Source organism: Undibacterium sp. GW821-FHT07F11, assembly GCF_059418665.1.
The window spans coordinates 90332-110677 of record NZ_JBWKQH010000015.1 but is presented as its reverse complement, the minus strand read 5'-3'; the positions used below and the strand labels follow the sequence as shown (position 1 = coordinate 110677).

General features: G+C 50.5%; 17 protein-coding genes and 1 tRNA gene. 17 read left to right on the top strand and 1 reads right to left on the bottom strand.

Annotated features, from left to right (window positions below):
- The 17 genes from AC07OI_RS28905 to AC07OI_RS28825 form a co-directional block, all read left to right on the top strand.
- On the top strand, positions 1 to 75 hold a 75-nt coding region (locus AC07OI_RS28905; protein ID WP_201785588.1), incomplete at its 5' end, for an EF-Tu C-terminal domain-related protein.
- 68 nt (positions 76 to 143) lie between these two features.
- Positions 144 to 219, top strand: a tRNA-Trp gene (locus tag AC07OI_RS28900).
- A gap of 36 nt (positions 220 to 255) precedes the next feature.
- Entirely contained in the window at positions 256 to 639 is a 384-nt protein-coding gene (secE, locus tag AC07OI_RS28895) for a preprotein translocase subunit SecE (protein WP_423011571.1), read from the top strand.
- Positions 639 to 1232 (top strand): transcription termination/antitermination protein NusG, encoded by a 594-nt coding sequence (nusG, locus tag AC07OI_RS28890; RefSeq protein WP_492705146.1) that lies wholly within the window; start codon positions 639 to 641, stop codon positions 1230 to 1232. Before secE ends, nusG begins: the two co-directional genes overlap by 1 nt.
- Positions 1233 to 1388: 156 nt before the next feature.
- Positions 1389 to 1820, top strand: coding sequence for a 50S ribosomal protein L11 (rplK, locus tag AC07OI_RS28885; protein WP_186956792.1), 432 nt, complete (start codon positions 1389 to 1391; stop codon positions 1818 to 1820).
- On the top strand, positions 1820 to 2515 hold the full coding sequence (gene rplA / locus AC07OI_RS28880; protein ID WP_110258377.1) for a 50S ribosomal protein L1: 696 nt from the start codon (positions 1820 to 1822) through the stop codon (positions 2513 to 2515). Before rplK ends, rplA begins: the two co-directional genes overlap by 1 nt.
- Positions 2516 to 2811: 296 nt before the next feature.
- Positions 2812 to 3348, top strand: coding sequence for a 50S ribosomal protein L10 (rplJ, locus tag AC07OI_RS28875; RefSeq protein WP_162039459.1), 537 nt, complete (start codon positions 2812 to 2814; stop codon positions 3346 to 3348).
- Between the two features lie 52 nt (positions 3349 to 3400).
- Positions 3401 to 3769 (top strand): 50S ribosomal protein L7/L12, encoded by a 369-nt coding sequence (gene rplL, locus AC07OI_RS28870; RefSeq protein ID WP_423050760.1) that lies wholly within the window; start codon positions 3401 to 3403, stop codon positions 3767 to 3769.
- Between the two features lie 222 nt (positions 3770 to 3991).
- The gene (rpoB, locus tag AC07OI_RS28865) at positions 3992 to 8098 is read left to right on the top strand and encodes a DNA-directed RNA polymerase subunit beta (protein WP_492705149.1); all 4107 of its coding nucleotides are present in this window, start codon (positions 3992 to 3994) and stop codon (positions 8096 to 8098) included.
- A 271-nt stretch (positions 8099 to 8369) separates the two neighbouring features.
- Complete coding sequence (gene rpoC, locus AC07OI_RS28860; RefSeq protein WP_492705151.1) at positions 8370 to 12602, top strand: DNA-directed RNA polymerase subunit beta'; 4233 nt, start codon at positions 8370 to 8372, stop codon at positions 12600 to 12602.
- Positions 12603 to 12748: 146 nt separating this feature from the next.
- A complete protein-coding gene (locus AC07OI_RS28855; protein ID WP_495259547.1) occupies positions 12749 to 13558 on the top strand; it encodes a biotin--[acetyl-CoA-carboxylase] ligase in 810 nt (269 codons plus the stop codon).
- A gap of 18 nt (positions 13559 to 13576) precedes the next feature.
- Positions 13577 to 14365: a type III pantothenate kinase gene (locus AC07OI_RS28850; protein ID WP_495259546.1), complete on the top strand. Its 789-nt coding sequence runs from the start codon at positions 13577 to 13579 to the stop codon at positions 14363 to 14365.
- Positions 14366 to 14382: 17 nt separating this feature from the next.
- The gene (locus tag AC07OI_RS28845; RefSeq protein WP_492705157.1) at positions 14383 to 15063 is read left to right on the top strand and encodes an SPOR domain-containing protein; all 681 of its coding nucleotides are present in this window, start codon (positions 14383 to 14385) and stop codon (positions 15061 to 15063) included.
- Between the two features lie 440 nt (positions 15064 to 15503).
- Positions 15504 to 16268: an IclR family transcriptional regulator gene (locus AC07OI_RS28840; RefSeq protein WP_495259545.1), complete on the top strand. Its 765-nt coding sequence runs from the start codon at positions 15504 to 15506 to the stop codon at positions 16266 to 16268.
- A gap of 14 nt (positions 16269 to 16282) precedes the next feature.
- The gene (hutG, locus tag AC07OI_RS28835; RefSeq protein WP_495259544.1) at positions 16283 to 17098 is read left to right on the top strand and encodes an N-formylglutamate deformylase; all 816 of its coding nucleotides are present in this window, start codon (positions 16283 to 16285) and stop codon (positions 17096 to 17098) included.
- Positions 17095 to 18456, top strand: coding sequence for a formimidoylglutamate deiminase (locus AC07OI_RS28830; protein WP_495259543.1), 1362 nt, complete (start codon positions 17095 to 17097; stop codon positions 18454 to 18456). The genes hutG and AC07OI_RS28830 overlap by 4 nt, the downstream gene beginning before the upstream one ends.
- A gap of 46 nt (positions 18457 to 18502) precedes the next feature.
- Positions 18503 to 19003, top strand: coding sequence for a DUF2059 domain-containing protein (locus AC07OI_RS28825; protein ID WP_495259542.1), 501 nt, complete (start codon positions 18503 to 18505; stop codon positions 19001 to 19003).
- Between the two features lie 54 nt (positions 19004 to 19057).
- On the opposite strand, the gene AC07OI_RS28820 is transcribed toward AC07OI_RS28825, so the two are convergent.
- Positions 19058 to 20110, bottom strand: coding sequence for a 3-deoxy-7-phosphoheptulonate synthase (locus tag AC07OI_RS28820; RefSeq protein ID WP_495259541.1), 1053 nt, complete (start codon positions 20108 to 20110; stop codon positions 19058 to 19060).
- Positions 20111 to 20346 lie beyond the last annotated feature (236 nt).

Below are 20346 nucleotides of genomic sequence, written 5' to 3'. Positions count from 1 at the left end.
GAAGGCTTGCGCTTCGCTATCCGTGAAGGTGGTCGTACAGTCGGTGCTGGCGTTGTTGCTAAAATCATCGAGTAATAAATAAGTAGTAAAATGCATGCATTACCTGACCTGTGCAGGTAATGCATGTATTAATGTCAAGATGTAGGGGTGTAGCTCAATTGGCAGAGCGTCGGTCTCCAAAACCGAAGGTCGCGGGTTCGATTCCCTCCGCCCCTGCCACCATCAAGGCCACAGGCCACCGAAAGTAAATAAAGTATGTCTAATCATCCCGTTCAAACAGTTAGTACATCCAATGACAAGTACAAAGTCATTCTGGCGGTAGTGGCTGCAATTGCCGGTGTTGCTGCTTTTTATATTCTCGCTGGACAGGCAACGTGGATACGTGCCATCGCTTTGGTAGTTGGTTTGTTAGTTGCTGTTGGATTTGTTGCAACTTCTGAAATGGGTCGCGACTTTGTCAGCTTTGCAAAAGAAGCTGTGCGCGAAACTAAGAAAGTTGTATGGCCAACCCGCAAAGAAGCGGGTCAGATCACTGCCGTCGTATTCGGTTTTGTTCTGGTGATGGCGATTTTCCTGTGGGGCACCGATCAGTTGATCGGATTTGTGTTGTATGACGTAATCCTTGGATGGAAAAAATAATGAGCGAGAACATTCAGGAAAACGAAGAAGGTACAGCGCCAACGGTGTCTGTACCTAAAAGTGCTAAAAGATGGTACGCCGTGCATGCTTATTCCGGTATGGAAAAGAGCGTGCAACGTGCGTTGGTGGAGCGTATAGAACGCGCAGAGATGCAAGATAAATTCGGTCAGATTCTGGTTCCGACTGAAGAAGTGATAGAGCCAAAGAATGGCAAGAAAGTCGTCACTGAGCGTCGTTTGTTCCCCAGCTATGTATTCGTAGAAATGGAAATGACTGACGATACCTGGCATCTGGTAAAAAACACCAGCAAGGTAACCGGTTTTATCGGTGGTAAATCAAACAAGCCTTCTCCGATACCACAACACGAAGTCGACAAGATCTTGCAGCAGATGCAAGAAGGCGTTGAAAAGCCAAGGCCAAAAGTCTTGTACGAAGTAGGCGAAGTAGTCCGCATCAAGGATGGTCCTTTCACTGACTTTAACGGCAATGTTGAAGAAGTCAATTATGAAAAATCCAAAGTGCGCGTGACAGTCACTATTTTTGGCCGTGCTACACCAGTAGAGCTGGAATTCTCTCAGGTCGAAAAGGTTTAACAGGATTCACGTTTGATCAGTACGTAACAAAGCAATTTGTTGAAACTGATCAGAGCGTTGCTTGCTTAATGCAGGTAATTCTCAGCAGGCGGAGGAGCCTGCTGGTGTGAAAAGATACCGGCAGGCGCTACTACTCATTTTTTGAAGGAGCCAAACATGGCAAAGAAAATCATTGGTTTTATCAAGCTGCAAGTGCCAGCTGGTAAAGCAAACCCATCCCCACCTATCGGTCCAGCTCTGGGTCAACGTGGTCTGAATATCATGGAATTCTGCAAAGCGTTCAACGCACAGACCCAAGGTATGGAACCAGGTATGCCTATTCCTGTTGTGATCACCGCATTTGCTGACAAGTCTTTCACATTCGTGATGAAGACGCCTCCAGCAACTTACATGATCAAAAAAGCAGCTGGTATCACTAAAGGTTCTGCAAAACCACATACAGACAAAGTTGGCAAAATTACTCGCCAGCAAGCTGAAGAAATCGCGACAGTTAAACGCGCTGATTTGACAGCAGCCGATATGGACGCAGCAGTGCGTACTATCGCTGGTTCTGCTCGTTCCATGGGCATCACGGTGGAGGGTCTGTAATGGCTAAGTTATCTAAAAAAGCAAAATTGCTGGCAACGAAAGTTGATCGTTTGAAAGTGTATCCATTTGACAATGCTATCGCCTTGATCAAAGAATGCGCAACAGCAAAATTCAACGAATCCATCGACGTATCCGTACAGCTGGGCGTTGATCCTAAGAAATCTGACCAGGTTGTTCGTGGCGCGGTGGTATTGCCAGCTGGTACAGGCAAGACAGTACGCGTAGCCGTATTTGCACAAGGTGCAAAAGCGGAAGAAGCGAAAGCTGCCGGTGCTGATATCGTTGGTATGGAAGATTTGGCTGAACGCGTTAAAGCTGGCGATATGCCATTTGACGTCGTTATCGCTTCTCCAGACACTATGCGTATCGTTGGTACTCTGGGTCAGATCCTGGGTCCACGCGGTTTGATGCCTAATCCTAAAGTCGGCACAGTAACTCCTGACGTAGCTAATGCAGTTAAAAATGCAAAAGCTGGTCAAGTTCAATACCGTACAGACAAAGCAGGTATTATCCACACAACAATCGGCCGTAAGTCGTTTGCTGATGGTGACCTGAAGTCCAACCTGGTTGCACTGATCGATGCTTTGAACAAAGCAAAGCCAGCATCCAGCAAAGGTGTGTATCTGCGTAAAGTATCCATCTCATCCACTATGGGTGCAGGTGTACGTGTAGATCACGCTAATCTGGCAGGCTAAGAATTAAGTCCCTGCATCCTTTGATGTGGGGCGCATCTTTGGGCTGGATGTTTTGAACAAACATCCAGAGTGTCAAAGACCGTTGGGCCGAGTGTGCGAGAGTAGTTTTTCAAGCATGAGGTTAATATCTGAACAGCAATCGACAGATCCCAACGCAGATGGTGTACCCGAACAAGTTTTGTAGTGATTACTGGTCCCCCAGTGAAACTCCTAACTTCGGACGCCGTGTTCGAAACGATATGAGGGAAGTACATCATTCCGGTGTATGGACTGAATATCATTAATGGAGGTTGACCGTGAGTCTCAATCTGAATGACAAAAAAGCCGTCGTCGCTGAAGTCTCTGCAAAAGTAGCAACTGCACAGACTATCGTCGTGGCCGAATATCGTGGCATCCAGGTCGGTCATTTGACGCAATTGCGTGCTAGCGCACGCGCTCAAGGCGTATACATGCGTGTGTTGAAAAACACATTGGCACGTCGCGCTGTTGAGGGAACTGCATTTGCAAGTCTCGCTTCTGAAATGACTGGTCCGTTGATTTATGCAATCTCGGAAGATGCTGTTGCTGCTGCTAAAGTCGTTCAAGACTTTGCAAAAAGCAATGACAAACTGGTTGTTAAAGCTGGTAACTATGCAGGCAAATCGCTGGATAAAGCTGGCGTTGTCGCATTGGCAAGCATTCCTAGCCGTGAAGTATTGTTGGCGCAAGTGGTTGGTATGATGCAGGCTCCTGTATCTGCTTTCGCACGTGCTCTGGCAGCCGTCGCAGCACAGAAAGAATCCGGTTCTCCTGCAGCACCAGTAGCTGAAGCTGCTGAAGCTGTCGCAGAATAAGATTGTTTCCGTCAAATACCGTATCAATGTAATTAATTAATTGGAGTTTCAAATGGCACTTAGCAAAGACGATATCCTGGAAGCCGTAGGCGCGATGTCCGTAATGGACCTGAACGACCTGGTAAAAGCTTTCGAAGAAAAATTTGGTGTATCCGCAGCAGCAGTTGCAGGCCCAGCAGCAGCCGGTCCAGCAGCAGCAGTTGAAGAGCAAACAGAATTCAACGTAATTCTGGCTGAAGTTGGCGCAAACAAAGTTGGCGTTATTAAAGCAGTTCGCGAAATCACTGGCCTGGGCTTGAAAGAAGCTAAAGACCTGGTTGATGGCGCACCTAAAGCAGTTAAAGAAGGCGTTTCTAAAGCTGATGCTGAAGCCGCTAAGAAAAAACTGGAAGAAGCAGGCGCGAAAGCAGACCTCAAGTAATTCAGGTATTATGGCAAATCTCCGGATTTGCCCAAGTCAAAGACAGGAATCCTCTTGGAAGAGAGGGTTCCTCTTTGGCTTCTTTGTCGTTCAGGGTTGTTTAGCTGTTTATTAAGACCGAGGGTTGAGACTTGAGGTTTTTTTGTCACAGAGTTGCTATGCATTGTTTTTGTGACAAAAATCCTGAATTCTCTATCCTTCCTTGCCACTCACGGAGTGTCCATGCACTACTCATTTACTGAGAAGAAGCGTATTCGTAAATCTTTTGCGAAGCGCGCCAACGTCCACAACGTTCCGTTCTTGCTGGCGACTCAAATCGAGTCGTACCAGAGTTTTTTACAAGAAGACAGAACACCGCCAACTCGTAAGAACGAGGGTTTGCAGTCTGCCTTCACCTCGATTTTCCCGATTGTTTCGCACAACGGCTTTGCACGTCTTGAATTCCTGTCCTACGTTTTAGGCGATCCTGCGTTCGACGTCAAGGAATGTCAATTGCGTGGCCTGACTTATGCATCACCTTTGCGTGCAAAAGTCCGCCTGGTCATTCTGGACAAGGAATCACCAACCAAGCCAGTTGTCAAAGAAATGAAAGAACAGGAAGTCTACATGGGCGAATTGCCTCTGATGACTACCACTGGTTCTTTTGTTATCAACGGTACTGAGCGCGTTATCGTGTCCCAGTTGCACCGTTCCCCTGGCGTGTTCTTTGAGCATGACCGTGGCAAGACACATTCTTCCGGTAAATTGCTGTTCTCGGCAAGGATCATTCCTTACCGTGGTTCCTGGCTCGACTTCGAATTCGATCCTAAAGATATCCTGTTCTTCCGTATTGACCGCCGTCGCAAGATGCCAGTCACTATCCTGCTGCGCGCCATAGGCATGAGCAATGAACAGATTCTGGCTAATTTCTTTGTCTTCGATAACTTCAATCTGCACAGTGATGGCGCAGAAATGGAATTCGTTGCAGAACGTCTGCGTGGCGAAGTTGCACGTTTTGACATCAGCGACAAGTCCGGCAAGGTTATCGTTGCCAAGGACAAACGTATCAATGCCAAGCATGTACGTGAAATCGAAGCCGGTGGTATCAAGCACATTTCCGTGCCTGAAGATTACCTGCTGGGTCGCGTCCTGGCCAAGAACATCGTTGATGCAGACACTGGTGAAGTTATCGCCAATGCCAATGATGAGCTGACAGAAGAATTGCTGGGTCGTTTGCGCGATGCCAAAGTGACTGACATCCAGACTCTGTACACCAATGACCTGGATCAGGGTGCTTACATTTCCCAGACTCTGCGTGCTGATGATACTGCTGATCAGATGGCTGCCCGCGTTGCCATCTATCGCATGATGCGTCCTGGCGAACCACCGACAGAAGATTCTGTTGAAGCCCTGTTCAATGGCCTGTTCTACAGTGAAGACCGTTACGATCTGTCCGCAGTCGGCCGCATGAAGTTCAACCGCCGTATTGGCCGTGATGAACTGACTGGCGCCATGACTTTGTCGAATGAAGACGTACTGGCTGTGATCAAGATCCTGGTTGAGCTGCGCAATGGCCGCGGTGAAGTCGATGATATCGATCACTTGGGTAACCGCCGTGTACGTTGCGTTGGTGAATTGGCTGAGAACCAGTTCCGTGCTGGTCTGGTACGTGTTGAGCGTGCTGTCAAAGAGCGTCTGGGTCAGGCTGAAGCCGACAACCTGATGCCGCATGACCTGATCAACTCCAAGCCTATCTCTGCTGCGATCCGTGAGTTCTTCGGTTCATCACAATTATCCCAGTTTATGGATCAGACCAACCCATTGTCAGAGATCACGCATAAGCGTCGTATTTCCGCTCTGGGACCTGGTGGTTTGACACGTGAGCGCGCCGGTTTTGAAGTCCGCGACGTTCATCCAACCCACTATGGCCGCGTTTGCCCGATTGAGACACCAGAGGGACCAAACATTGGTCTGATCAACTCGCTGGCTCTGTATGCGCGTCTGAACGAATACGGTTTCCTGGAAACACCATACCGTAAAGTGGTCGATAGCAAAATCACGACACAGATCGATTATCTGTCCGCGATTGAAGAAGGTCGTTACATCATCGCTCAGGCGAATGCGACGATCGATGGCGAAGGCAAACTCATCGATGAACTGGTCTCTGCCCGTGAAGCTGGCGAAACGATCCTGGTATCCCCAGAGCGTATCCAGTACATGGACGTTGCTACTGGTCAGGTGGTTTCTGTTGCGGCATCCCTGATCCCGTTCCTTGAACACGATGATGCGAACCGTGCGTTGATGGGTGCCAACATGCAACGTCAAGCTGTTCCTTGCTTGCGTCCAGAAAAAGCATTCGTTGGTACAGGTATCGAACGTACTGTGGCAGTTGACTCCGGTACCACAGTACAGGCACTGCGTGGCGGTAAAGTTGATTACATCGATGCGGGCCGTATCGTTATTCGTGTAAATGATGCTGAAGCACAGGCTGGTGAAGTCGGTGTGGATATTTACAACCTCATCAAGTACACCCGTTCCAACCAGAACACCAATATCAACCAGCGTCCTATCGTCAAAGTTGGTGATCTGGTCGCAAAAGGTGACGTATTGGCCGACGGCGCATCGACAGATCTGGGCGAATTGGCCCTGGGTCAGAACATGCTGGTCGCGTTCATGCCCTGGAATGGTTATAACTTCGAAGATTCGATCCTGATCTCTGAAAAAGTTGTGGCTGATGACCGCTATACCTCGATTCATATCGAAGAGTTGTCGGTTGTTGCCCGTGACACCAAGCTGGGTGCGGAAGAAATCACACGTGATATCTCCAACCTGGCAGAAAACCAGCTGGCACGTCTGGATGAGTCCGGTATCGTCTACATCGGCGCTGAAGTAACCGCCGGTGATACCCTGGTTGGTAAAGTGACACCAAAAGGTGAAACTCAACTGACACCAGAAGAAAAACTGCTGCGCGCCATCTTCGGTGAAAAAGCTTCTGACGTTAAAGATACTTCCCTGCGCGTGCCTTCCGGCATGGTAGGTACAGTTATCGACGTACAAGTGTTTACCCGCGAAGGCATACAACGCGACAAACGTGCACAACAGATTATCGATGATGAATTGAAGCGTTATCGCCTCGATCTGAACGATCAGTTGCGTATTGTTGAAGGCGATGCATTTGAGCGTCTGGAACGTATGCTGGATGGCAAGATCGCTGACGGCGGCCCGGCCAAACTGGCTAAAGGCAGCAAGATCACCAAGGAATACCTGGCCAGCGTGGATAAATACCACTGGTTCGATATTCGCCTGGCATCTGATGAAGCAGCCAATGCATTGGTCGCGATGAAAGATTCCATCGCTGAAAAACGTCATCAGTTCGATCTGGCCTTTGAAGAAAAACGTACCAAGCTGACGCAAGGCGATGAATTGCCGCCAGGCGTACAAAAAATGGTCAAGGTTTACCTGGCTGTTAAACGTCGCCTGCAACCTGGTGACAAAATGGCGGGTCGTCACGGTAACAAGGGTGTGGTTTCCCGTATCGTGCCTATCGAAGACATGCCTTACATGGCTGACGGTACACCAGCAGACATCGTATTGAACCCATTGGGTGTTCCATCACGGATGAACGTGGGTCAGGTTTTGGAAGTGCATCTGGGCTGGGCAGCTAAAGGCCTGGGCTTGCGTATAGGCGAAATGCTGAAAGCCAAAGCCAAGGTAGAAGAACTGCGTGAATTCCTGAAGAAGATTTATAACGAATCTGGCAAGAAGGAAGACATCGACGGCTTCTCCGATGCCGAGATTCTGGAATTGACGAACAACCTGAAGCATGGCGTGCCATTTGCTACACCAGTGTTTGACGGTGCGCATGAAAGCGAAATCCGCCGCATGCTGGATCTGGCCTTCCCTGACCATATCGCAGCGCAACTGGGTATGACACCATCGAAAAACCAGGTCACCCTGTTTGATGGCCGTACCGGTGAAGCGTTTGAGCGTAAAGTCACGCTGGGTTACATGCACGTTCTGAAATTGCACCATCTGGTTGATGACAAGATGCATGCACGTTCGACCGGTCCTTACTCTCTGGTCACGCAACAACCTCTGGGCGGTAAAGCTCAGTTCGGTGGTCAGCGTTTTGGTGAGATGGAAGTCTGGGCACTGGAAGCTTACGGCGCGTCTTATGTCTTGCAAGAGATGTTGACCGTCAAGTCCGATGACGTGAATGGCCGTACCAAAGTGTACGAAAACCTGGTCAAGGGTGACCATGTGATCGACGCCGGCATGCCTGAGTCCTTCAACGTTCTGGTAAAAGAAATCCGCTCTCTGGGTATCGATATCGATCTCGAACGTAGTTAATGTATTAAGGAACATCTGAGTAAGCGTAGCGCAGTAGCTTAATCAGATGTTCCGATTTGTAATTGCAGTAAAATCATCGCCCGGATAGCATTCGGGCGATGGCCGTTAAACCTGGCAAGCAGTTTGGAAGTAATGTCGTTCCCGGTATCAGCGGAACCTGTGTCGAAAAGACCTGGCTCTCCCGCTCATGCGAACAGGGTAAAGCGGCGAAGCTTCTGTTGCAGCACCATTCAGCCACCAAGCGTTTGCGCGCTTAACTGGAGTGATACACATGAAAGCTCTGCTCGATCTATTCAAGCAAGTCCAACCCAACGAACAATTCGACGCGATCAAGATTGGTCTGGCGTCTCCGGAAAAAATTCGTTCCTGGTCCTACGGCGAAGTTAAAAAGCCGGAAACCATCAACTATCGTACTTTCAAGCCTGAGCGCGACGGTCTGTTCTGCGCCAAGATTTTTGGTCCTATCAAGGATTACGAATGCCTGTGCGGCAAGTACAAACGTCTGAAACACCGCGGCGTTATCTGCGAAAAATGTGGCGTTGAAGTGACTCTGGCCAAAGTGCGTCGTGAACGCATGGGCCATATCGAGCTGGCTTCCCCAACTGCACATATCTGGTTCCTGAAATCCCTGCCATCCCGTCTGGGTATGGTATTGGACATGACCTTGCGTGATATCGAACGCGTTCTGTATTTTGAAGCATACGTCGTCACCGATCCAGGCATGACTCCGCTGAAAAAATGCCAGATCATGTCTGAAGATGATTACGCTGCCAAGTACGAAGAATTCGGCGACGAATTCACGGCATTCATGGGTGCTGAAGGTATCCGCGAATTGCTGCGTTCCATCGACATCGACCGTGATGCAGAAACCCTGCGCACAGAGTTGAAAGAATCCAAATCTGAAGCCAAGATCAAGAAATACGCAAAACGTCTGAAAGTACTGGAAGCATTCCAGCGCTCAGGCATCAAGCCAGACTGGATGATCATGGAAGTTCTGCCGGTCCTGCCGCCAGAACTGCGTCCATTGGTCCCGCTGGATGGTGGCCGTTTCGCGACTTCCGATCTGAATGATCTGTATCGCCGCGTCATCAACCGTAACAACCGTCTGAAGCGTTTGATGGAATTGCGCGCTCCTGAAATCATCACACGCAATGAAAAGCGTATGTTGCAGGAAGCTGTCGATTCCCTGCTGGATAACGGCCGTCGCGGTAAGGCAATGACAGGTGCCAACAAGCGTCCCCTGAAATCCCTGGCAGAAATGATCAAGGGTAAGGGCGGTCGTTTCCGTCAAAACTTGCTGGGTAAACGCGTCGATTACTCTGGCCGTTCCGTTATCGTGGTTGGTCCACAACTGAAATTGCATCAGTGTGGTCTGCCAAAACTGATGGCGCTGGAACTGTTCAAACCTTTCATTTTCAATAAACTGGAATTGATGGGTCTGGCTACAACGATCAAGGCAGCGAAAAAACTGGTAGAGATACAAGAACCAGTCGTATGGGATATCCTGGAAGAAGTCATCCGTGAACATCCTATCATGCTGAACCGTGCGCCTACGCTGCATCGTCTGGGTATCCAGGCTTTTGAGCCGGTCCTGATTGAAGGTAAAGCGATCCAGTTGCACCCACTCGTCTGCGCGGCTTTCAATGCCGACTTTGACGGTGACCAAATGGCGGTTCACGTTCCTCTGTCTATCGAAGCACAGATGGAAGCACGCACTTTGATGCTGGCATCCAACAATATTTTGTTCCCATCCAATGGTGAGCCGTCTATCGTTCCTTCCCAGGATATCGTCTTGGGTCTGTACTACGCTTCCCGTGAAAAAATCAACGGCAAGGGCGAAGGCATGATGTTCCCTGACGTTTCAGAAGCGATCCGCGCCTGGGACAACAAGGAAGTCGAACTGAGCACACGTATCACAGTACGTATTACTGAATATCCTAAGAATGTAGAAACTGGCGAATTCGTTAAAACCATCAAGCGTTATGAAACGACTGTTGGCCGTGCGATTCTGTCCGAGATTCTGCCTAAGGGCTTGCCATTCACCGTACTGAACCGTGCGTTGAAGAAAAAAGAAATTTCCAAACTCATCGATACTTCATTCCGCAAGTGCGGTCTGCGTGCCACGGTAGTGTTTGCTGATCAATTGATGCAAATGGGTTTCCGCCTGGCGACACGCGCCGGTATCTCCATCTGTATCGATGACATGCTGGTTCCACCACAAAAAGTGACTTTGCTGGCAGCAGCAGAACACGAAGTCAAACAGATCGAACAGCAATATGCGTCCGGTCTGGTGACTGCGGGTGAACGTTATAACAAAGTGGTCGATATCTGGGGCAAAACCGGTGATGAAGTCGGCAAGGCCATGATGGAACAACTCAAAGTTGAACCAGTCACACGCCGCGACGGTACTGTCGGTACACAAGAATCTTTCAACGCCATTTACATGATGGCCGACTCTGGTGCGCGTGGTTCTGCAGCCCAGATTCGTCAGTTGGCAGGTATGCGTGGTCTGATGGCGAAACCGGATGGCTCGATTATCGAAACGCCGATCACCGCGAACTTCCGCGAAGGTCTGAACGTTTTGCAGTACTTTATTTCCACTCACGGTGCGCGTAAAGGTCTGGCCGATACGGCGTTGAAAACAGCTAACTCCGGTTACCTGACACGTCGTCTGGTCGACGTGACGCAAGATCTGGTCGTGGTTGAAGATGACTGCGGTACAGCCAATGGTTCGTCCATGAAGGCCATCGTTGAAGGCGGTGAAGTTAACGTGCCTTTGCGTGACCTGATCCTGGGCCGCGTTTGCGCCAACGACATCGTCAATCCTGAAACTCAGGAAACGCTGTACGAAGCCGGCTCCCTGCTCGACGAAACAATGGTAGAGCGCATCGAAGCCCTGGGCATCGATGAAGTCAAGGTACGTACACCACTGACATGTGACACACGTTATGGTCTGTGCGCCATGTGCTATGGCCGTGATCTGGGCCGTGGTTCCCTGGTGAATGCTGGTGAGGCAGTTGGTGTTATCGCTGCGCAGTCCATCGGTGAACCAGGTACACAGTTGACGATGCGTACCTTCCACATCGGTGGTGCGGCATCCCGTGCAGCGATTGCATCTTCTGTTGAAGCCAAGTCCAACGGTACTATCCGCTTTACAGCGACCATGCGTTATGTCACCAACGGTAAAGGCGACCAGATCGTTATTTCCCGTTCTGGCGAAGTGCTGATCACTGATGACCACGGTCGCGAACGTGAACGTCATAAAGTACCTTACGGTGCAACCCTGATCGTTAAAGACGGTCTGGTTATCAAGGCTGGTACAGCATTGGCAACGTGGGATCCATTGACTCGTCCTATCATTACCGAATACACCGGTACGGTGAAATTCGAAAACGTCGAAGAAGGCGTGACTGTTGCCAAGCAGGTTGATGAAGTAACAGGTTTGTCCACTCTGGTGGCCATCGATGCGAAACGCCGTGGTAGCGCTGCTGGTAAAACACTGCGTCCACAAGTCAAGCTGTTGAACGAACAAGGCGAAGAAGTCAAGATCGCTGGCACAGAACACGCAGTAACGATCGGCTTCCAGGTGGGCGCGCTGATTACCGTGAAAGACGGTCAGCAAGTACACGTGGGTGAAGTTCTGGCGCGTATCCCGACAGAATCACAAAAAACCCGTGATATTACCGGTGGTCTGCCACGCGTTGCCGAGTTGTTCGAAGCCCGTTCACCAAAAGATGCCGGTATGCTGGCAGAGGTAACAGGTACGGTTGCGTTTGGTAAAGAAACCAAAGGTAAGCAACGTCTGGAAATCACAGACATGGACGGCGAGAAACACGAGTTCCTGATCACCAAAGACAAACAAGTCCTGGTGCATGACGGCCAGGTCGTGAACAAGGGTGAGATGATTGTTGACGGCCCAGCCGATCCACAAGACATCCTGCGTTTGCTGGGTATCGAAGCGCTGGCACGTTACATCGTTGATGAAGTTCAGGACGTGTACCGTTTGCAAGGCGTTAAGATCAATGACAAGCACATTGAAGTTATTGTGCGTCAGATGTTGCGTCGCGTTGTCGTGGTTAATCCAGGCGACGCCAACTACATCGTTGGTGAACAGGTAGAACGCTCTGAATTGCTGGATGAAAATGATCGCGTAACAGCAGCTAATGGTATCCCTGCGACATATGAAAATATCTTGCTGGGTATTACCAAGGCTTCCCTGTCTACAGATTCTTTCATCTCTGCGGCGTCCTTCCAGGAAACCACACGTGTTCTGACCGAAGCTGCGATCATGGGCAAAAAAGACGGTCTGCGTGGTTTGAAAGAAAACGTCATCGTTGGTCGCCTGATCCCTGCTGGTACAGGTCTGGCATTCCATCGCGCCCGCAAGTTGAAAGAAACTTGGGAAGCAGATGAACGCGTAGCCTTGCTGGAAGCGGAAAAAGCAGCATTTGCTCCGATACCAGAAGTAACAACAACTGATGTGGTGGATGGCGGCGAAGCATAAGCAGCCAATGCGCTAACACAGCGTAAATACCGCAGCATCAAGATGTTGATGTAATAAAGAACGGCACCTGCATAAGGTGCCGTTTTTTTTGGCCTGAATATTTGTTCAGGCAGCAGTACAATACGGCTGCTAACTATATACAGATTATGCAAGAGAATAAAAACCTGGAACTGAATGCGGCTGCCATAGAAAAACTCTGTGACGGTGCAGCCCGCGAAGTTGATATTGAAGTCGTCGCAGAAACTGGCTCCACCAATGCCGACCTGATGGCACGCCTGACTGCCAGCTCGTTAACACCGGTGCGGCCAGTGCTGCGGGTGGCTGTGCATCAGACTGCAGGGCGTGGCAGGGCAGGTCGCCCATGGCTGACCGTGCCTGGTGGCATGCTGACTTTTTCCCTCGCCTGGCATTTGCCGCAAGCACCGCACAATTTGCTGGGCTTGCCGTTGGCAATAGGTGTTGCCCTGGCTGAATGCCTGAATACCCTGAACCAGAACGTGCAGCTCAAATGGCCAAATGACCTCTTGCGCGATGGTAAAAAACTCGCCGGTATCTTGCTCGAATCAGCCGCCGCCAGTGAAGGTGGTACCTGGATAGTTGCTGGAATAGGCCTCAACCTGCAAGTGTCGGATGAGCTGGAAGCACAAGTTGGCCGTGCCCTGGCAGATGCACCATGGCTGGCACAAATGGACAGGAACCTGTTGCTGGCGCAGTTATTGAACGCACTGGCAACAACATTGCAGCAATTCGGTCAGCAAGGTTTTTCAGTCTTTTTGCCGCGCTGGAATGCCTTGCATGCCTACGCCAACCAAACCGTGCATATACTTGATCATGGTCAGGTCTTGCACACAGGCAAAGCGCTCGGTGTGGATCTGCATGGCTGCCTGGTATTACAGACTGAACAGGGCCAGGTCAATGTACTGGCCGGTGATGTGTCCTTACGACCTGTCGCATAAAATAAGGAAAACCAGGGCATGATGCAGTTGTTAATAGATGCTGGTAATACGCGCATAAAATGGGCTACAGTTAATCTGGATGCTGCACTGACGAAGTCAGTAGCGGTCAAGTCTGCTGCAGTCTGGCAGCAGATCGCCTCCGTCAGCCATGCCGAACTGGATAGCTTGAAAGCCAGTTGGCAAGGGATGCACTTTGTACGTGTCCTGATTTCCAATGTAGCCGGTGCCAGCATCAAAGATAAACTCACGGCTTTACTGCAAGAAGTACAGCCAGACTTACACATAGACTGGTTTGCTTCGCAAGAAGATATCGCAGGTCTGCACAATGGCTACCGCAATCCGGCCCAACTGGGCTGTGACCGCCTCGCCTCCATGATAGGTGCGCATTACCTGTTCCCGCAACAAAGCCTGATTGTCGCTACTTGTGGAACTGCCACCACAGTCGATGCAGTGACAGCGCAAGGCATATTCAAGGGGGGAATGATCTTGCCCGGCCTTAAACTCATGGCAGAGTCGCTGGCACGCAATACCGCGCAATTGCCGCAGGTGGCAGAATCAACTGATATAGCCAAAGTCTTCGCCGATAATACTGATCAAGCCATCGTCAGCGGCTGCATCAGCGCTCAGGTAGGTGCGATTGTACGTGCCGTCAATACCCTTGAGCAGCTGGAAAACCAGACCATCAATTGCGTGATTTCTGGTGGTGCTGCCCCGTATTTACTGAGCCATCTGGGCATTCCTTATCAATATGTAGATAATCTGGTCTTGACGGGGCTGTTTGTCGTGGCACAATCAAGCCCGGACTGATAACACTGACACTTACCATGCTGAGATTCTTTTTCTGGAGCCTGCTCATACTGAATGCCTTCTTGTTGGCATTTAATCTCGGCTATCTGGGACACTGGTCCCTCGATACCCATGAGCCCGAGCGCTTGAAAAAACAGCATCATGCCGATCAACTAAAGCTCCTGACTGCGACCGAAGCAGCTTCGCCAAGTGAGCCGGCAAACGAAAAGAAAGCCGAAGTCATCGCCTGCCTGGAAGTGGGTAACTTCCAGCAAAGTGATATTCCCAAGATAGAAGAAAAATTAAAAACCCTGGCCCTGGGTGACCGCCAGTCGCGCATCAACGTCGTCGATGTCGCCACCCACATGGTGTTCATTCCTTCACAAGGCAGCAAAGAAGGCGCTGACAAAAAAGCCGGTGAGCTGCGCCGCCTTGGCATCAATGATTTCTATATCGTGCAAGACCAGAGCAATCTGCGCTGGGGTATTTCGCTGGGTGTGTTCAAGACCGAAGAAGCAGCAAAACTGCATCTGAATAATCTCAGCAATAAAGGCGTGCGCTCAGCCCGCATAGGCCCACGCACAGTCAGCACGAACAAGTTTGCCTACCAGTTCAGGGCGCTGAATGCAGAAGAAAAGAGCAAGTACGATGTTATCAAGGCTGACTTCCCGGCGCAGGAAAACCGTAATTGTCAGATGACGCCGTACAGCAGGAGCTAAGCGCTTTCGCGGCCGACCTTTTATTCTCGGAATATGGATACTCTTTCAGTTGTGACAATATGTATAGTCGGTCTTGTACTGGCCTTGAACCTGTACATTAGCTTTTTGGCTGTGAAGAGCGATTTCTAGAACCAGGCCAAAAATACGCGCAATATGCGCTGATCTGGCTGCTTCCAGTGTTAGGAGCGATAGCTTGTTATCTGTTTGTGCAACCCACATTAGGAACGGGAATTAGTAAGTCAGCTCATAATGAAGATGATGTATTTGCCACTGGAGATCTTGGAGACGTTATCCCGCAGCATCATGACTGATGCGCAATAAAGATATCTTCAAGGTGTGAAAATTACTCATTGATTCTCGCTACGTGGGAATTGATGGTTGATGTTTCCCATTCTGATGCTAGCATGGATGTATTCAGTTTTACGTGCTAGCTTCCTGTCATGGCTGTCCCTCATAAAATAGAAATTCCTCAAAGCGAACGCGTTTTACAGGTCTTGGCCTGTGTCGCCCGCCATGGACAGGCGTTATCTGCGCGTGAACTGGTAGAACAAACTGGCTTGCCACTCAGCACGCTGTACCGACAACTCGCACCATTAAAGAAATGGGGCCTGGTGCAGGAACATGCGCAAACTGGCCTGTATGAACCTGGCCCATTGGCAGTGCAATTGGCGCGTGGTTTTGACCAGCATTCATGGCTCATGAGTGCTGCGCGCGATGAGCTCGCAGATCTGGTGCAAAAGTCGGGTGAAAGCGTGGGCTTGCTGGCCTATGTGAACGGGCAAGTGGTTTGTCTGGATATGCAGGAAAGCCAGCAAGCCTTGCGCTGTTCATTTGCTAAAGGGCGTGCCAGTTCCAGCGTGCGCGGTGCGTCGGCCAAGGCCTTGCTGGCCTACTTGCCGCCAGCTTTGCAAGACGATTTGCTGGCACAGAATTTTTTGGAAAATGCACCATTACCAAATCAGCCCCTGCAAGATTTGCAAACCCAGTTGCACAGTATACGAGAACAAAGATATGCCACCAGTGAGAATGAAGTTGACCTTGGCATCTGGGGCGTCAGCGCACCTGTGTTTTCTGGTCGTGACAAGCTGGAAGCGACCTTGTCCCTGATGGCACCGGCGCAACGCATACAGCAGCGCAAGCAAGAACTCATCAACATGACCCTGGCAGCAGCCGACAGGCTGAGCCGCAAACTACAACATTCATAAATTTGGGAGACATCATGACTGCTTATCACTTTCAACAGGGCAGCCAGCCCCTGCTGATTTCCATGCCGCATGTGGGCACCAGCATACCGGATGATATCGCCGCCCAGATGCTGCCAGTCGCACAAGAAAAAACCGATACCGACTGGCATTTGCGCAGCCTTTACAATATGGCTGCAGAGTTGGGGGCCTCCACCATCGCGGCTGAATATTCACGTTATGTGATAGACCTGAACCGCTCTTCTGACAATGCCAATTTGTATCCGGGGCAAGATACCACCGGCCTGTGTCCGGTTGATACCTTTGCCAAGCAGCCGTTGTATGCGACTGAGAGTCTGCCGACGGAAGCAGAAGTGCAGCGCCGTATCGCCACTTACTGGCAACCCTATCATCAGAAATTGCAGCAAGAGCTGGAACGCCTGTTGAACCTGCATGGCAGCGTCGTCTTGTGGGATGCGCATTCCATCGCGTCTGAAGTGCCCCGTTTTTTTGAAGGCAAATTGCCAGACCTGAACTTTGGTACGGCTGATCAAAAATCCTGTGATGCAGGCATGCAAGCCGCCGTTGCCAATTGCCTGCGAGATTCAGTTCACGCACAAGCCTATACCCATATTTTCAATGGCCGTTTCAAGGGTGGTTTTATCACCCGCAATTACGGCCAGCCATCACGTAACATCCACGCAATACAACTGGAAATGAGTCAGTGCATTTATATGAACGAAGCTGCTCCCTACGAATACCGGCCTGATCTGGCAGCGCAGGTACAGCCTTTGCTGAAGCACTTGCTGCAAGCCTGTCTGGACTGGAACAAGACGCAAGGGAGTGCAGCATGAGTAGCCTGTTCGCTCACCAGGCTTTACTGCCACAAGGCTGGACCAGCAATGTACGCCTGCACTGGAATGACAACGGTGACCTCTGCCAGATAGAACTGGGCACTAGCGCGCAGACCCATGAAAACCAGGCTCAATTTGTCGTGCCTGGCATGACTAATCTGCATTCACACGCCTTCCAGCGCGCCATGGCTGGTATGACAGAAATGGCAGGCGAGGGCAAGGACAGTTTCTGGACCTGGCGTGATCTCATGTACCGCTATGCCCTGCATATCACGCCTGAACAAATCCAGGCTATTGCTGCGCAACTGTATGCTGAATGCCTGCGCCATGGCTATACTGCAGTCTGTGAATTCCATTACCTGCACCGTGACCAGGATGGCAGTTTTTATGCCCGTCCAGCCGAGATGGCCGAACGCGTGATTGCAGCAGCAGAACAAACCGGCATGGGTATCAGCATGCTGCCCGTGCTGTACAGTTACGCCGATTTTGGCGAGCAGGCCTTGCGCCGTGACCAGCGCCGCTTCTCTACCAATGTGGCAGAGATCATGCAATTGATAGTAGCACTGGAAGGCAAGCGTAATGACCAGGTCGAAATCGGTGTTGCTCCGCATTCACTGCGCGCTGCCAGCATCAGCCAGATACGTGAACTGGTGGCGGTACTTCCTGTCGCACGCCCCATCCATATCCATATCGCCGAGCAACAAAAAGAAGTTGATGCCTGTATCGCTTACTCAGGCAAACGCCCGGTAGAACTCTTGCTCGACAGTGGTTTGGTGAACGAACGCTGGTGCCTGGTGCATGCCACGCATTTGAACAAGGCCGAAGTGCAGGGCATCGCCGCCAGTGGCGCAGTAGCAGGTATCTGCACGACGACTGAAGGCAATCTCGGCGATGGTTTCTTTGATCTGCCGGATTACATCGCGGCCGGTGGCCGCTTTGGCGTAGGCAGTGACAGCCATGTATCACAAAGCCCGGTAGAAGAATTACGCTGGCTGGAATATGGCCAGCGTTTGCGTTTGCAAGGCCGCAATATCGCCAGTATTCCAGGGCAACGCAAAGTTGGTGATTTCTTATATCAGGCCGCTTTGCAAGGTGGCGCGCAAGCCAGTGGTCGCAAGCTGGGGCAACTGGCTACAGGCTATCGTGCAGACATCGTGGTACTTGATGATCAGCATCCCAACCTGGCAGGTATCAGCAGTGCTGACGTACTCAATACCTGGATCTTTGCAGGCAATGATAATCTGGTGCGCGATGTGTATGTGGGTGGAAAGAAAATAGTGCAGGCAGGCCAGCACAAAAATCAGGCAGAAATACAGCTTTCCTACGCTAATTGCATGCGACAACTGAGGCAATTGTGATGCCCTGCAAGTACAATTGCAGGCTTATTGAATAGCAAAGGTATACGTGTATAAAAACAGCCAGATAGTCCTTGCCCTGTACCTGCTCTGTGGCGCTGCTGGTCTAGCCCATGCAGCAGGCAATGCCAGCGTTGAAGCAACACGCGTCATCAATTCCAGTGGCATCATCAGAATGTTGAAAGCGACTAGCCAAACTGTGCAGTATCCCTGTATAGACAAAAACTGGAAAAAGTCAGTGCCAGAAGTACGGCGCCTGTTTGTCAGCAATTTTACGATTGACGAATTGCACTCACTTGCCAATTTCTTTGAATCGCCACTGGGTAGCAAATACATTACTGCATTTGAAACCCAGTACTATAACAGCCGTCATCCAGAGCAAACCAGACCGCTTGCCTCACTCAGCGAAGCAGAACAGAATGAGGTTAAACAATTTTATGAAACTCCGGCGGGTAAAAAATATCTGAATAGTCCAGCGGCGCAAGCTATTACCGACGCGACGATAATGATAGGCGTAAAGATAGGCGTGGCATGCCCCAGGCCCAAATAAGTTAAATAAATCGTGGTAAAAAAATGAGTGCATTATCTGCACTCATTTTTTTTACTATCCGCGCAATCTCGCCGCAGCATCCCGCAACATCTTCTCCGTCGTTTCCCAATCCACGCAGGCATCGGTCACTGAGCAGCCGTATTTGAGCTGCGACAAATCTTCAGGGATGGGCTGGTTACCGGCAATGATGTTGGATTCGATCATGACACCAACGATGTCCTTGTTGCCATTGGCAATCTGGTTGACCACATCTGCCATGACCAGCGGTTGCAGTTCTGGTTTTTTATAGCTGTTGGCGTGTGAGCAATCGACTACGATATTCGGTGGCAGCTTGGCCTTGACCAGGGCTTGCTGAGCCATGGCGATAGACACGGTATCGTAGTTCGGACGGTCACCACCACCACGCAAAACCACGTGGCCATATTGATTGCCGCTGGTGCGAACGATGGAGACGCGGCCCTGACCATTCAAACCCAGGAAAGAATGTGGATGTGAAGCAGACAGGATCGCATTGATGGCGATGCTGATATCACCATCCGTACCATTCTTGAAGCCGACAGGGGTAGACAAGCCAGACGACATTTCGCGGTGAGTCTGTGATTCCGTCGTGCGCGCACCAATGGCCGTCCAGGCAATCAGGTCCCCCAGGTATTGTGGTGAAATCGGGTCCAGCGCTTCGGTTCCGGTCGGCAGACCGAGTTCACAGACATCCAGCAAAAACTGGCGGGCTTTTTCCATGCCCTCATCAACACGGAAAGAATCATCCATATACGGGTCATTGATATAACCCTTCCATCCTGTGGTCGTGCGTGGTTTTTCAAAATAGACACGCATGACCAGCAACATCACATCCTTGACTTCTTCCTGCAGGGCTTTCAGTCGGCGTGCATAATCCAGCCCGGCAACCGGGTCGTGGATGGAGCAGGGGCCAACGACGACGAACAGGCGTTTGTCCTTGCGTTCAAGTATGCTGCGCAGGCTTTCGCGGCTTTGCTCAACGACATCGCCCGCCAGATCGCTCAAAGGCAGGCGCGCATGCAATTCTTCAGGGGTGGGCATGTTCTCGAAAGAACTGACGTTGATGTTTTCCAGTATGGTATGTGTCATGTTGAGTAAGATGCTTTTGCGTTAGTTTATTGCGTTAAATTTGGCCTACATTATCACCTATTACGGGATTTTAATTGTGACGTCCTAATCACAATCGCGCTTAAATTGCCCTGATCTGTTCTGATCACCAGAAGATAATTCACCTAAAATCAAGAGTGCGCCATTTTAGTGGACTGTAACAGTGAAAGGCGAAGTGCCTGCCATGCGCGCGCCGACCATGACGGCGTTGCAAATAC